Genomic DNA, 13,385 nt, shown 5'->3' on the forward strand with positions numbered 1-13,385 from the left:
CGCTTCGCGCCTTCCCCCTCTCTCGCTTCGCGGGAGGGGGGCATCCGGGCAACCGGCGACACCCTCGGGGCGGGGCGGCGCGGCCGGCTTAGGCCCTTCCTCGGTGTCCCTGGGTTGGGGCATGCCGTGCGTGGGGCACGCCCTGCTGCATCGGCCGAGTTCATGCAGGACACCGGCGATACCTTCGCGGCAGGGCTGCACAGGCGGCAGCGCGGCGTGGCGGCGGTGGAGTTCGCGTTGATCGCCGGGGTGATGGTGATGCTGCTGATGGGCATGTTCGTGTACTGGCGCGTGCTGCAGGCCCAGCAGTCGGTGGCGCGCGCCACGGGCGACGGCGCGCGCATGGTCCAGCATCTGGCCTTCGGCGGGATGGCGGGCTTCAATCCGGCCAAGCCGGCCGAGCGCGCCAACATCCTGCAGGCCACCACCGACGTGGTGAACCAGAGCCTGACGGCCAGCGGCATTCCGCCCGGCACGGCGCCCACCCAGGTGCAGATCGACTGGACCAGTTCCCAAGCCACGCTGAGCGTGGTGTACATGCTTCCCCCCGTGCTGGGCCAGGGCCTGCAGGTGGGCAGCCAGACCCTGGGCGAACCCACGCGCCTGGAGGCCCGCAGCCTGATCAGGCTCGCCCCCGGCAGCTAAGACAGGAGGACCAGAGCATGCTCACCCACCTCCCCGCATCCGTACGACGCCCCAGAACGCGCCGGCAAGGGCGCCGGCAAGGCGGCAGCCTGCTTGTGCAGTTCGCCCTGCTGGGCTCGGTGCTGTTCCTGCTGCTCGGCATCGTGGACCTGGGCTACATGTACTACGCCAAGCGCGACCTGCAGCGCATTGCCGATCTGGCAGCCACCCAGGCCGCCCAGACCATCAATGCCGAGCGCAGCAACCGCGCCGCCTGCGTGACGGCGGGCGAGGACAGCATCACGGCCAACTGGCCGGTTCCCCTGACCCGCAGCAGCGCCCAGACCCTGGTCAGCTGCGGCAACTGGAACCCGGCGGACCCGGCCAGGCAGTCCAGCGGCGGCCGCTTCTTCGACGCCGCCTCCGGCCCGCTCAACGCGGCGCGCGTAACGGTGGGCGGCACCTCGCCCACCATCTTTCCCGGCACCTGGAGCCGCCTGGTGGTGGCCGAGGCCATTGCCATGCGCAACGACTCGGTGGCGTCCTTCCAGGTGGGCTCGCAGCTGCTGCGCTTCAACAAGGACACGCCGCTGGGCGGGCTGCTGGGCCTGGTGGGGCTGGACGTGGGCATGCTGACCCTGCTGGACTCCAAGGGCCTGGCCGACGCCAAGATCAGCCCGGCCGGCCTGCTCAAGGCCCTGGGCGTGAACCTGGGCATAGAGCAGCTGCGCGCGCTGTCGCCCGAGGGCCTGGCCAACATCGCCAGCGTCACCCTGCTGAACGTGATCGATGCCTCCATCAGCGCCATCACCGACAACGCGCTGGCCGTGCAGCTCAACGCGCTCAAGACCCAGATCATCAACGCGGGCCTGAGCACCATCAAGATCCCGCTGGGCAGCCTGGATGACCAGAAGGGCCTGTTCGCCTTCCTGGGCGCCGGCCGCACCGATCCGCTGAACGCGGCCATGGACGTGCAGTTGGGCATCGGCGACGTGCTCAAGACCGCCATCGCCATCGGCGCCAACGGCCATGCGCTGCAGGCCAACCAGCTCGATGTGGCCGGCCTCATCAAGGCCCAGCTGACCATCGTGCAGCCGCCCACCATTGCCGTGGGCCCCGTCGGCACGCAGGGCTACAGCGCTCAGATCCGGCTGAACCTGAACGTGGACACGGACCAGTTGCTGGGCGGCGCGCTCAAATGGCTGGTCAAGGACATCCTGGGCACCCAGGTCAAGCTGCCCATTGCCGTGGACATCACCAACGCCACGGGCACGCTGACGGCGCTGCAGTGCAGCGCCAGCCCGCAGACCATGGACCTGTCGGTCAAGTCCTCCATCCTCAACGCCTGCGTGGGCAAGATGGACCCGGCCAACAAGCAAAGCTGCGAGAAGGGCCTGCAGGACGAGCAGCTCATCACCCTTCTGCACCTGCCCGTGCTGACCGGCAAGCTGTGGGTGCCGGCCCTGGAGTACACCGACTCCACCACGGGCCTGGGCATGGAGCCGGGCTACGAAGATCCGGCCGACCCCAACTGGTCCAAGACCAACCGCTCCACGCAGGTGAACCAGCTGGCGCTGGGCGACACGGTCGACAACATCGTCACGGGCCTGCTCAACCTGCTCAGCGGCCTGCTGCAGCCGCCGGGCACCACGCCCACCGACATCACCACGCGGCTGCTGGGCTCCTATCTGGACGCCTCCATGGTGAACGGGCTCTACAACGTGACCAGCCTCACCAACCTGCTGCTCAACGGGCGCGGCGTGGCCAGCGACAAGGACTACATGCCGCCGCTGCTCACCTCCAACTTCACGTTCAACAACGCCATCGCCAAGTCCTGCCTGCTGGTGGCCTGCCCGTCCTCCACCTGGAACAGCGGCACGTTCTCGGCAGCCCTCAACTCCTACACCAGCGTGCCCGGCGGCCTGCTGGATGTGCTGGGCATCTCCACCTACGACAACGGCTACCAGAGCTGCGCGGGCCTGCTCAGCTCGCTGCTCAACTGGAACGGCTGCGTCAAGCACAACGTGACCAAGCTGCTGACCTCGCACCCGCAGTACCTGTACGCGATCAACGCCAACAGCCCTGAGATCCAGTCCCTGCTCAACCGCGACAACAACCTCACCTGCACCGGCGCCCTGTGCACCCTGCTCAAGCCGGTGATCACCGGCGTGCTCAAGCCCATCCTCAACGGCGTGGGCGGGCTGCTGACCACGGTGCTCAAGGACACGCTGGGCCTGGAGGTGGGCCGCACCGACATCAAGGCCCTGTCCATCGGCTGCGACACGGCGCAACTGGTTTTTTGAACTGCACAGGCCATCCAATCCATGAATCGACAACGAGGGAATGCAACGTGAATCTGGACGAGCTCGTCATCTATGTCTGGGAAGGCCAGGCCGACATCGCCGAGCGGGTGGAGCGCTGCGTGCTCAACCTGGGCGTGGACGTGGTGCGCGCCGACGGGCTGACCCTGCCCGCCGACACCAGCGAGCTGGGCAATGCGATCGCCGTGGTCAGCGTCTCGGTGCTGGAGGGCGCGCGCTTCACGCGCCAGGGCGTGGAGGGCACCTTCGGCATGCCCGTGCTGTGGGTCAGCGCCAAGCAGCGCGACGCCAACGCCGGCACCTATGCCATGGAGTACTCGCATGTGCTGCCCTTCGACTTCACGGGGGCCGAGCTGCGGGCCATGCTGGTGCGCATACTGCGGCGCATGCAGAGCAACCAGCGCCAGGTGCAGCGCTCGGAGGACATCATCGCCGTGGCCGACTGCATGCAGCGCCTGCTGCGCGACGTGGACACCTTTGCCGACTGCGAGCACAGCGTGCTCATCATCGGCGAGACCGGCGTGGGCAAGGAGCGCATTGCCGAGCGGCTGCACGAGCGCAACAACCGCTACGGCCAGGGCCCCTTCGTGGTGGTCAACTGCGGCGCCATCCCGGACGGGCTGTTCGAGTCCCTGTTCTTCGGCCACGCCAAGGGCTCGTTCACGGGCGCGGTCAATGCCCACAAGGGCTATCTGGAGCAGGCCAACGGCGGCACGCTGTTCCTGGACGAGATCGCGGACCTGCCGCTGTACCAGCAGGTCAAGCTGCTGCGCGTGCTGGAAGAGCGCGCCATCACGCGGCTGGGGTCGGCCGCCGCCGTGCGGCTGGATTTCCGGCTGGTGGCGGCCACCAACAAGCCGCTGCGCGGGCTGGTGCGCGAGGGACGCTTTCGCGCCGACCTGTTCTTCCGCCTGGCCGTGATCGAGCTGCAGATCCCCAGCCTGGAGGAGCGCGGCGAGGCCGACAAGCTGGCCATCTTCCACGCCATCCTGCACAAGGTGGTGGGCGAGGCCACGATGAAGGAGCTGGGCGAGCCGCCCTTCTTCATCCTCGACGCCGTGGCCCAGATGTACTTCCCCGGCAATGTGCGCGAGCTGCGCAACCTGGCCGAGCGCATCGGCGTGGCCGCCCGCCAGACGCGCGACTGGAACGCCGACGGCGCCACGCAGCGCATCCTGCAGCACGCCCAGGCCCTGTCGGCCACCACCTTCCCGCCGGACGCCGGCGCCGCCGAGCCCCTGCTGGCCGACCGCAGCAACTGGGACATGGACGAGCGCAACCGCATCATCGCGGCGCTCAACACCAATGACTGGAAGCGCCAGAACACGGCCCAGCACCTGGGCATCAGCCGCAAGGTGCTCTGGGAAAAGATGCGCAAGTACCAGATCAGCGACGGCGAGCCCGAAGTGCCCGTGCCGGGCTGAGCACGCCCTCCGACACATCCCATCCCCCACGCCATGGAGACCTCCACGAACATGCAGGACAAGCCGGTCATCATCTTCGTCAGCGCCGTCTACCCCAGCCAGTACAGCCTGCTGTGCAGCCACCTTCGCGCCAGCGGCGCGGCCGACAGCTGGTTCATGACCATGCCCGGCCATGCCGAGAACTACGCCAGCCAGTGCGACCACCTGCTGTCGTTCCGGCCCGATGGCGACATCGTCGGCCCGCAAAGCTACTACTACTCCAGCAAGGTGGAGCGCTCGGCGCGCATAGGCCGCGGCCTGCTGCAGGGCCTGCAGGCCTTCGAGAAGGAAAAGGGCAAGCGCATCGACGTGGTGGTCGCCCACTCGCTGTGGGCCGCGCCCAACCTGCTGTACGGCGAGATCGATGCCGCCATCGTCAGCTACATCGAATTCCCCAGCTACCGCGTGCACGGCAACGAGCCCGACTACCCGCCCGACCTGTCCCAGCGCCTGGCCGACCGCAACATGGAAATGCTGCACTACCACCAGGTGCTGTGCAGCGACCTGACCATCGCGCCCAGCGCCCATGCGCGCTCGCTGTTCCCGCCGCTGCTGCAGGAGCGCGTGGCCGTGCAGTTCGAGGGTTTCGACATCCAGGCCCCTGACGAGCAGGCCGAGCCGGTGCCGCGCCAGGACGCGCGCTTCACCGTGGCCTTCTCATCGCGCGACCTGTCCAGCTCCAAGGGCTTCGAGACCTTCATGCGCCTGGTCGACCGCCTGGTGCGCGAGGGCGATGGCCAGCAGATGCGCTTCATCGCCCTGGGCGACCCCACGGCCGTGACCTATGGTTACGAACAGCAATGGGTGGAGCGCCGCTACCAGGGCAAGGTGGCCAGTTTCCGCGACCATCTGCTGCAGATCCACCCGGCCGCACAGGTGGTGGAGTTCCCGGGCAAGCTGCCGTACGACGAGTTCGCGCGCACCCTGGCCTCGGTGGACCTGTTCCTCTACCCGTTGCGCTACGGCGTGGCCAACTGGGGATTGATGGAGATCCTGGCGCGCGGCGGCTGCGTGATCGGCTCGAACTGGGGCTTTGTGCCGGAGCTGGTGCAAAACGATGTCAACGGCCTGCTGCTGCCCGACAGCGACGACGCCTGGATCGGCGCCATCCGCCAGCTGCGCGACGACCCGGCCCGGCGCCAGCGCTACAGCCGGGCCGCGCGCGAGACGGGCAAGCGCTTTCACATCTCCAACGTGGCACCGCGCTTCATGGACCTGTTCCGCCTGGCCATGGCGCGGCGCAGGGCGAGCCCGCTGATGCTGGAGTAAGGTGCAGCGCGGGCCGGCCCCGGCCTGCGTTCAGGTGCGGGCCCTTGCGCGCCTAGGCGGCGGACAGCGCCGATGCAGGGGCCCCGACAGCGCCGACAGCGCCGACGGCCCCGCCAGTCCCGCCGTCGGCAGCCGAAAGAGCCGTCACGCGGTCCATGCCACTCCAGCTCAGGGCCATGCTCAGTGCCATGTCCAGCGCGTCGCCCTCCTGCGCCTCGGACGCCTGCAGCACCTCCAGCACATCGGCCACGCACACCACCTGGTCGAGCAGCCCATGCAGCGATGGCCGGGCTATGAAAAACCCCTGCACGCCATGGGCCCCCGCAAGCGCCACGGCCTCCATGCCCTGGGCGGACTCCACGCCTTCCACGATCACGCAGGCGCCGCGGTCGGCGCACAGGCTGATCAGGCCCTGCAGCATCCGGGCCGACGGCCGGGCCTGCAGGCTCTGGTCCAGCACGGACTTGTCGATCTTGACGATGTTGGCGCGCAGCTTGCCCAGGATGTCCAGGCCGCCGCGCCGGGGAACGATATCGTCCAGCGCCACGCGCACGCCCAGGATCTGCAGGTGCCGCACCAGGCCCAGCGCGGCCTTCTCGCAGGGGAAGACACCGGTCTCGGTGATCTCCAGCACCAGGCGCTGGGCGATCTCCGGCCGCTCCTCCAGATAGTCGAACACGCCTTCCCACCAGGCCTCGTCGCAGAACGAGGCGGCCGACAGATTGCAGCCCAGGCTGTGGCCGGTCTTCATCTCCAGCGCCCCTATCACCGACCACAGCACGCTGCGGTCCAGCCGCGCGGCCAGGCCCAGCCGCTCCAGCGCCTCGATGGCATGGGGCACGGCATAGTTGTCGTAGGCAGAGAACACGCTGCGGCGCAGCAGGCACTCGTGGTAGAGCGTGCGGCCCGTGCCGGTCCCACTGCCTCCTCCTGCCATGCCCCCGGGCTCCAGCAGCGTCACGGGCTGGAATGCCAGCGCCAGATGGCCCAGCCGCAGATCGTCCAGCAGGCGGCCCGCCAGCTGCATGTCGGCCTGGTAGCCCTTGACGAGCCTGGCGGGCATTCTGCGCACCGCCATGTCCTGGCCGCACGCCGTGGCGTGGCCCTTGCCGCGTATCTCGTGCAGCCCCGCGAAGGAGACGCAGCCCAGCGCCTGCACCTCGGCCCGCAGATAGGCCTGGCGCGAGCCGTGCACCACGGGCTCGCTCACCAGGGCGGACTCCAGCGCATGCATCCAGCCATGCCGGGCATGATGGCCGGGCAGCACCGTGTCGGCCAGCGTGCGGGGGTCGAACCCGCGAACCAGCAGCGTATCGCCCGCGCGCTCCAGCGATTGGGCATCGATGCCCAGGCCCTTGAGCCGGTCCATGCAGGCCTGCATGGCCTCGTCGCAGAAACCGTTGCCATAGACGCTGCGCCAGGCCTGCAGGGGCGGCAGCCAGATGGCCAGATCCAGGGGCATGTCGCTGTGCGAGGGTTCGATGATGTCGTGCATGGTGAGCGCCTTCGTTCAACGGCCTGCAATGGGTTGTGAATAGCAGTGAAATCCGATCGCCCTGCGCCCCCGGCCGGCCGGCCCGCCGCCGAGCATGCCGGCATCCACGGCCGACAGCGCCAGGTCCACATGGCCGGCCATCAGGTCAAAGACCACCGAGCAGGCATCCGCCTTGCGGCTGAAATACGCCAGCGTGGCATCCGTTCCGCCGGCAAAGCTGCCCAGCAGCGCCTGCCCGTCCTGCTCCTGGAACACCGCCTGCGCGCTGCCCTGCTGCGGCACGATGACCCGGTCGCCCTGCTGCAGCAAGGCGCCGGCCTGCGCCACGATCACATCGCTGCGCCGCACGATGCGCACGCCCTCGCTCACCCGCATGAGCAGCGCCACCGGCGCCGCCTGCGCCACCTGCGCATGGGGGCTTCCGTCGCCCGCCTCGCGCGCAGCGGCGCGCGGCACGGCGGCAGACGCAAACGACGCGGGCACGTTCAACGGCTTGCTGCGCGCCCTTTCCGGGTAGGCGCGCAGTCGCGGCAGGGGCATGCCTGCAAACGACAACGAGACAGCGGCCATGGTTTCTCCTCCGAAAGACAGCGATCAATGGGGCGGCCGGCGCAGCACACGGTTTTCCAGACACTGCGACAAGCTTTTTGCATCCTGTTGCAACAAGCGTGCCATGGGCCTGGGCGTCTTCATCCGACGCAAAGCCATCTGTAACCTATTGATTTATTTGGGCACCCAAGCACAGCCACCACCGTGTCACCCTGCGGCGTTACGTGCGATGTCACGTAACGCCGGCACGCCACGGCGTTACTTTCACGGCGGCCGCGCAGGACGACGCTGCCCTGGCTGCCAGGCGCGGCCCCCCCCTTTCGGTGTATGTTCCAGCGCATCACTTCAGGAGCCGGCCCTGTCCCCGCAAAAGTCCATCCAACGGGATCTGGTGATCCTCTGGCTCACCATCTCGGCCGTCGCCCTGGTGCTGGCGTGGCTGCTGTTGCTGTTGACCCGGCAGGGCACCGAACCGCAGATTGCCCGCGCCCGCGACGCCGCAGGCGTCAGCTGCAGCGCGCTGCAGGCCGGGGCCGCGCGCATGGGGCTGGCGGGGCTGACGGCAGATACGCCATCTGCCCAGGCCCGGTCCGCCGCGCAGGCCGTGCTGGACCTGGCGCTGCGCGAGCGCCCCGGCATGGAGGGCGGCTTCTGGCGCGAGGGCCCCGGCGTGGTGGCCTATGCGTTTCCCACCTATGACGGCTCCGGCATCAAGCGCGATGCGCCCAGTGCGGAGATGGAGCGCATCGCCTCCACCGCCCAGCGCGCACGGGACAGCGCCGGGCTGGTGACCGACCTGCGCCCCGGCCTGCGCGAGGCGGTGGTCTTTGCCGCCTGCCCGGCCCAGGCCGATGCGCCCGCCCTGGTGGCCTGGACGCTGATGCGCGTCCCCCTGATCAGCGCCGACGTGGTCAACCCCCTCATCCTTGCCGTCAGCCTGCTGCTGGGCATGGTCCTGGTCTCGGGCCTGTGGCTGGGCAGAATGCTGCGGCGCTGGCAGCGGCAGTCGGCACAGATGGAGCAGCAACTGCTCGGCGCCGAACGGCTGGCCACCCTGGGCCGGCTGTCGGCAGGCCTGGCGCACGAGATCCGCAACCCGCTGGGCACCATGCGCATGAAGGCCGAGAACGCCCTGGCCGCGCCCGAGCCACTGCGGCAGGCCCGCAGCCAGGGCGCCCTGGAGGCCGTGCTGGCACAGACCGCGCGCCTGGAAGACCTGGTATCGAGCCTGCTGGCCTTGACCCAGCCCTTCCGCGTGCACCCGGAGCCCGTGGACCTGCAGCAGCTGCTGGACGAAAGGCTCCAGGCCCATGCAGAAATGGCCCAGGCCAGCGGCGTGCAGCTGGCAACGGCGGTGTCCGCCGGCCTTGCCGGGGACCTGCGGGAAGGGCGCCGCCCGCTGCTGGACCCCGCACAGATGGCCCGCGCGCTGGACAATCTGCTGCTCAACGCCCTGGCGCACACGGCGGACGGCGGCCGGGTGGAACTGGGCGCGGACCGGGACGCCAAAGGCTGCCTGCGGCTGTGGATTGCCGATGACGGCACCGGCATCGCGGCCGAACTGCGCGACACGCTGTTCGAGCCCTTCACCACCGCACGCCCCGGCGGCACCGGGCTGGGATTGGCGCTGGTGCGCGAAATCGTCCAGGCCCACGGCGGCCGGATCGCCCTGGCCAAGACTGCACAAGGCACCCGCATAGAAATGGAATTTCCATGGCCCGCATCCTGATCGTGGACGACGACACGGCCTTCCGTGAAAGCCTGGCCGAGATGCTCGGAGACCTGGGCCATGGGGTCAGCCAGGCCCCGACCGTGGCGGCGGGGCTGCAGATCCTGCAGGCCGGGTCCGTGGATGCGGCCATCGTGGACCTGCGCATGCCGGGCGAGGACGGCCTGGCCTTCCTGCGCAAGGCCCGCGGCCTCTCGCGGGCGCCCTGCATCATGCTCACGGCCTACGCCAGCGGCGGCAACACCATCGAGGCCATGCGCCTGGGCGCCTTCGACCACCTGACCAAACCCATCGCCCGCACCGCCCTGGTTGAGGCCCTGGACCGCGCGCTGCAAGGCGCAGGGCCGGCCCAGGACTGCGGGGACGGCCAAGCCGGCCAGCCGCAGATGCATGACGATGGTGAACTGGTCAGCGGCAGCGAGGCCATGCGGCAGGTCTTCAAGCGCATCGGCCTGGCGGCGGACAGCGACGCCACCGTGCTGGTGCTGGGCGAGACCGGCACGGGCAAGGAACTGGTGGCACGCGCCCTGCACCGCAACAGCGCCCGGGCGGAACGCCCCTTCGTGGCCGTCAACTGCGCCGCCATTCCGGCAGACCTGATGGAAAGCGAACTCTTCGGCCATGTGAAGGGCGCCTTCACGGGCGCCGTCAGCGACCGCGCCGGGCGCTTTCGCGAGGCGCAGGGCGGCACGCTGTTCCTCGATGAAGTGGGCGACATGCCGCTGCCCACGCAGGCCAAGATCCTCCGGGCGCTGCAGGAGCGCGAGATCACGCCCGTGGGCGCCAGCCGGGCGCTGCCCGTGAACGTGCGCATCATCGCGGCCACGCACCGCGACCTGCCGGACGCCGTCAGGCAGGGTCGCTTTCGCGAGGATCTCTGGTATCGGCTCCAGGTCGTGCCCGTGCACCTGCCGCCGCTGCGCGAGCGCCTGGGCGACGTGCTGCTGCTGGCCGAGCATTTTCTGCGCCAAGGCGGCGGCGCCTCGCCCAAGCGCCTGGGGGCCGACGCCGCGCGCCTGCTGCTGGCGCACGACTGGCCCGGCAACGTGCGCGAGCTGCGCAACGCCATGGAGCGCGCGGCCCTGCTGTGCCCCGGGCCGGTCATCGGGCCGGAGCACATCGGCCTGCAGCCTGCGGCGGCGAACGGCCCCGCCATCGACTGGAACGGGCCGCTGGCCCCCGCCGTCGCCCAGCTGGAACGTGAAATGGTCACGCGCGCCCTGGCCGCAACCATGGGCAACCGTGCCGAGGCCGCACGCCGCCTGGGCCTGTCGCGCCAGCAGCTGTACCGCAAGCTGGCGGAGTTCGGCCTGGGTTGAGGCAGCAGCGGGCACAGGCGCCGCCTGCGGTGTCCGGATGGGTGACACCCCCTGTCGCCATCTCGGACACATGGCCCGCATCAGCGACCGCAAGCCCTTGATTTCATGAGGTTTCCGGATGGCATGGCGCTTGCATTGGACTGTGCATGTCCATCGCCAACCCAGGAGCCATCATGACCCGTCTCACCCTTTCTTCCGCCGCCCTGTGGCTGGGTGCCAGCGCACTGAACGCGCATGCCGCCCCGCCCCTGCCTGCCCACGGCCCTGGCGCGCCCCACGCGGCCATGCCGCACGCGCAGGCCGTGCTCGAGAGCCCAGTCGCCCGGCTGCTCACCAACCCTTACGGGGAAGTGGACGGGTTGCGCCTGACCGACGGCACGGTGGTCCGGTTCCCGCCCCACATGGCCGATGCGCTGACGACCGCCGTGAAGGTGGGCGACACGGTGCGCATCATCGGCCGCAGCGAAGCCGGTGGTGCGGTCAAGGCCGACGCCATCGTGAACACCGCCACCGGCCAGACCGTGTATGACCAGCCACCGGAGCCCGGCCGCGCCCGCCCCATGCCCCCGCACCTGCGCATGGCCGGACTGCAGACGCAGCAGGCCCAGGGCCGCATCGAGGCCGTTCTCACCGGCCCGCGCGGCGATGCCAACGGCGTCATCCTGTCCGACGGCGCCATCGTGCGCTTTGCCCCCCATGCGCTGCAGCAGCCGTTGCAGCAGGGCCAGCTTCTTGCCGCCTCGGGCCTGGGCACGCGCAACGCGCACGGCACCTCGCTGGAGGCCATCAGCATGGGTGCGAGCCTGTCGGACCTGCAGCCGCTGTACGACCGCGCGCGCTGACGCCATCGCCCGGCCACCGGGGCCGGGCGGGTTCCTGCCCCTTCCTGGTTTCCTGCTTCCCTGCTGCCCTGCTCTCCCGCTTTCACCGAGCCCGCCATGTCCCCCAAGATCGCCCCCGTCCTGCTGCTGCTGATCTCCAACGTCTTCATGACCTTCGCCTGGTACGGGCACCTGAAGTTCGAGAACCGGCCGCTGTACCTCGTCATCCTGGTGAGCTGGCTGATCGCGCTGGCCGAGTACTGCTTCGCCGTGCCTGCCAACCGGCTCGGCCATGAGGTCTACAGCGCGGCCGAGCTCAAGACCATCCAGGAGGTGATCACGCTGGTGGTGTTCGCCGTCTTCTCCGTGCTCTACCTGGGCGAGAAGCTCACCCTCAACCACCTGGTGGGCTTCGGCTTCATCTGCCTGGGCGCCTTCTTCGTGTTCAAGGGCCCCTTGCGCTGAAGGAAGCCGCCATGCACCGCACACACCACCATGCGCGGCGCTGGCTGCCGGGGCTCCACTTCTTCCTGGCCGATGTGCGCGACGGCCTGGGCCCCTTCCTGGGCGTCTTCCTGCTCGCCCAGGGCTGGCGGCTGGACGACATCGGCTACGTCATGGCCCTGAGCGGCATCACGGGCATGCTGGCCACCACGCCGCTGGGCGCGCTGGTCGATGCCTCGCGCCGCAAGCGCAGGCTGCTGGCAGCGGCCATCGCCCTGCTGCTGGCGGGCAACCTGGCCATCTGGATCGCACCATCGCTGGCCGTGACGGCGGCATCGCAGGTCATCACCGGCGTGGTCGCGGCCCTGATCGCCCCCTGCCTGCTGGGCATCACGCTGCAGATCACCGGCCATGCGGACCTGCCCCGGCAACTGGGCATCAACGAAGCCTGGAACCACGCCGGCAACGTGGCCACGGCCGCACTGGCGGGGGCCATGGGCCTGCGCTGGGGACTGCCTTCCGTCTTCGTGCTCATGGCCCTGATGGGCGGCGCATCGCTGGCCTGCCTGGCGCTGATGCGGCTTGATGAAACCCCGCAAGGCACGCCGCCCCCAGAGCAGGCCGGGCCTTGCGCACCCGGCCTGATGCACGTGCTCACGGGCACGCCGGCGCTGCGGGTGCTGGCCGTGGCCATGCTGCTGTTCCACCTGGGCAATGCCGCCATGCTGCCGCTGCTGGGCCAGGCCGCCGTGGCGCGCGGCCATGCCAACCCCAGCGGCTTCACGGCGCTGACCATCATCGTGGCGCAACTGGTCATGATCCCCATGGCCCTGCTCGCCGGGCGCCACGCCCAGCGCGGCGGCTACTGGCTGCTGGTCAAGGCGGCCCTGCTGTCGCTGCCGCTGCGCGGCCTGGTCGCCGCCACCTGGGACTCCGACTGGGCGCTGATCCCCGTGCAGGTGCTGGACGGCGTGGGCGCCGGGCTGCTGGGCGTTGCCCTGCCGGGCCTGGTCGCGCAGACGCTGCGCGGCACCGGCCACGTCAACGCAGGCCTGGGCGCCGTGATGACGCTGCAGGGCCTGGGCGCGGCCGCCAGCCCGGCACTGGCGGGCTGGATCGCGCAGCGCTTCGGCTTTGATGCGGCCTTTCTTTCGCTGGGCGGCATCGCGGTGCTGGCGCTGGCGCTGTGCTGGTTCGGCGCGCCGTCCGAACACCGGACGGCCCGTCTCCAGCCCAAGGCCTGAGGACCGGCAGCGCACGGCTCGCTTTCGGAGCACCTGGACACATTTGGAGGCCTGGAAACATAGGAGAATTCCTAGGATCCGAACCAGAACCCGCGCCATTGCGGACT

The 13,385-nt window shown here is 69.8% G+C and carries 11 protein-coding genes; 9 read left to right on the forward strand and 2 right to left on the reverse strand.

Annotated elements, in window-relative coordinates; translation table 11 throughout:
* Positions 1-126: 126 nt before the first annotated feature.
* The 4 genes from ACRSCF_RS23170 to ACRSCF_RS23185 are packed head-to-tail and all read left to right on the forward strand — an operon-like array spanning position 127 to position 5,677.
* On the forward strand, positions 127-645 hold the full coding sequence (locus ACRSCF_RS23170; protein WP_227472670.1) for a TadE/TadG family type IV pilus assembly protein: 519 nt from the start codon (positions 127-129) through the stop codon (positions 643-645).
* Positions 646-662: 17 nt separating this feature from the next.
* A complete protein-coding gene (locus ACRSCF_RS23175; RefSeq protein ID WP_244386685.1) occupies positions 663-2,927 on the forward strand; it encodes a TadG family pilus assembly protein in 2,265 nt (754 codons plus the stop codon).
* Between the two features lie 47 nt (positions 2,928-2,974).
* A complete protein-coding gene (locus ACRSCF_RS23180) occupies positions 2,975-4,369 on the forward strand; it encodes a sigma 54-interacting transcriptional regulator (RefSeq protein WP_016450343.1) in 1,395 nt (464 codons plus the stop codon).
* A gap of 33 nt (positions 4,370-4,402) precedes the next feature.
* Positions 4,403-5,677: a glycosyltransferase gene (locus ACRSCF_RS23185; protein WP_016450342.1), complete on the forward strand. Its 1,275-nt coding sequence runs from the start codon at positions 4,403-4,405 to the stop codon at positions 5,675-5,677.
* 52 nt (positions 5,678-5,729) lie between these two features.
* Here ACRSCF_RS23185 and ACRSCF_RS23190 read toward each other — a convergent pair whose 3' ends face one another.
* Positions 5,730-7,172, reverse strand: coding sequence for an EAL domain-containing protein (locus tag ACRSCF_RS23190; protein WP_244386686.1), 1,443 nt, complete (start codon positions 7,170-7,172; stop codon positions 5,730-5,732).
* Positions 7,173-7,187: 15 nt separating this feature from the next.
* Complete coding sequence (locus ACRSCF_RS23195; protein WP_244386688.1) at positions 7,188-7,742, reverse strand: hypothetical protein; 555 nt, start codon at positions 7,740-7,742, stop codon at positions 7,188-7,190.
* Positions 7,743-8,112: 370 nt separating this feature from the next.
* On the opposite strand from ACRSCF_RS23195, the gene ACRSCF_RS23200 reads away from it, so the two are divergent.
* The 5 genes from ACRSCF_RS23200 to ACRSCF_RS23220 all read left to right on the forward strand — a co-directional run bounded on the left by ACRSCF_RS23200 (position 8,113) and on the right by ACRSCF_RS23220 (position 13,278).
* Positions 8,113-9,450 (forward strand): sensor histidine kinase, encoded by a 1,338-nt coding sequence (locus tag ACRSCF_RS23200; protein WP_244386689.1) that lies wholly within the window; start codon positions 8,113-8,115, stop codon positions 9,448-9,450.
* On the forward strand, positions 9,435-10,769 hold the full coding sequence (locus ACRSCF_RS23205; RefSeq protein ID WP_034368012.1) for a sigma-54-dependent transcriptional regulator: 1,335 nt from the start codon (positions 9,435-9,437) through the stop codon (positions 10,767-10,769). The genes ACRSCF_RS23200 and ACRSCF_RS23205 overlap by 16 nt, the downstream gene beginning before the upstream one ends.
* Before the next feature lie 173 nt (positions 10,770-10,942).
* Positions 10,943-11,611 carry a hypothetical protein gene (locus ACRSCF_RS23210; protein ID WP_016450337.1) on the forward strand — a complete coding sequence of 223 codons (669 nt, stop codon included), beginning with the start codon at positions 10,943-10,945 and terminating at the stop codon, positions 11,609-11,611.
* A 96-nt stretch (positions 11,612-11,707) separates the two neighbouring features.
* Positions 11,708-12,055, forward strand: a complete 348-nt coding sequence (locus ACRSCF_RS23215) for a DMT family protein (RefSeq protein WP_012203978.1) — start codon at positions 11,708-11,710, stop codon at positions 12,053-12,055.
* A gap of 11 nt (positions 12,056-12,066) precedes the next feature.
* Positions 12,067-13,278, forward strand: coding sequence for an MFS transporter (locus ACRSCF_RS23220; RefSeq protein ID WP_034368009.1), 1,212 nt, complete (start codon positions 12,067-12,069; stop codon positions 13,276-13,278).
* The last annotated feature ends 107 nt before the right edge of the window (positions 13,279-13,385 follow it).

The organism is Delftia sp. 11MD (assembly GCF_050907895.1).
Classification (GTDB): domain Bacteria; phylum Pseudomonadota; class Gammaproteobacteria; order Burkholderiales; family Burkholderiaceae_C; genus Comamonas; species Comamonas tsuruhatensis.

What these genes read in the sequence shown, in the direction of transcription:
- ACRSCF_RS23195 (WP_244386688.1), bottom strand. Translation starts at nt 7,742, where the DNA reads ATGGCCGCTGTCTCGTTGTCGTTTGCAGGCATGCCCCTGCCGCGACTG.
- ACRSCF_RS23220 (WP_034368009.1), top strand. Translation starts at nt 12,067, where the DNA reads ATGCACCGCACACACCACCATGCGCGGCGCTGGCTGCCGGGGCTCCAC.
- ACRSCF_RS23210 (WP_016450337.1), top strand. Translation starts at nt 10,943, where the DNA reads ATGACCCGTCTCACCCTTTCTTCCGCCGCCCTGTGGCTGGGTGCCAGC.
- ACRSCF_RS23205 (WP_034368012.1), top strand. Translation starts at nt 9,435, where the DNA reads ATGGCCCGCATCCTGATCGTGGACGACGACACGGCCTTCCGTGAAAGC.
- ACRSCF_RS23185 (WP_016450342.1), top strand. Translation starts at nt 4,403, where the DNA reads ATGGAGACCTCCACGAACATGCAGGACAAGCCGGTCATCATCTTCGTC.
- ACRSCF_RS23190 (WP_244386686.1), bottom strand. Translation starts at nt 7,172, where the DNA reads ATGCACGACATCATCGAACCCTCGCACAGCGACATGCCCCTGGATCTG.
- ACRSCF_RS23215 (WP_012203978.1), top strand. Translation starts at nt 11,708, where the DNA reads ATGTCCCCCAAGATCGCCCCCGTCCTGCTGCTGCTGATCTCCAACGTC.
- ACRSCF_RS23175 (WP_244386685.1), top strand. Translation starts at nt 663, where the DNA reads ATGCTCACCCACCTCCCCGCATCCGTACGACGCCCCAGAACGCGCCGG.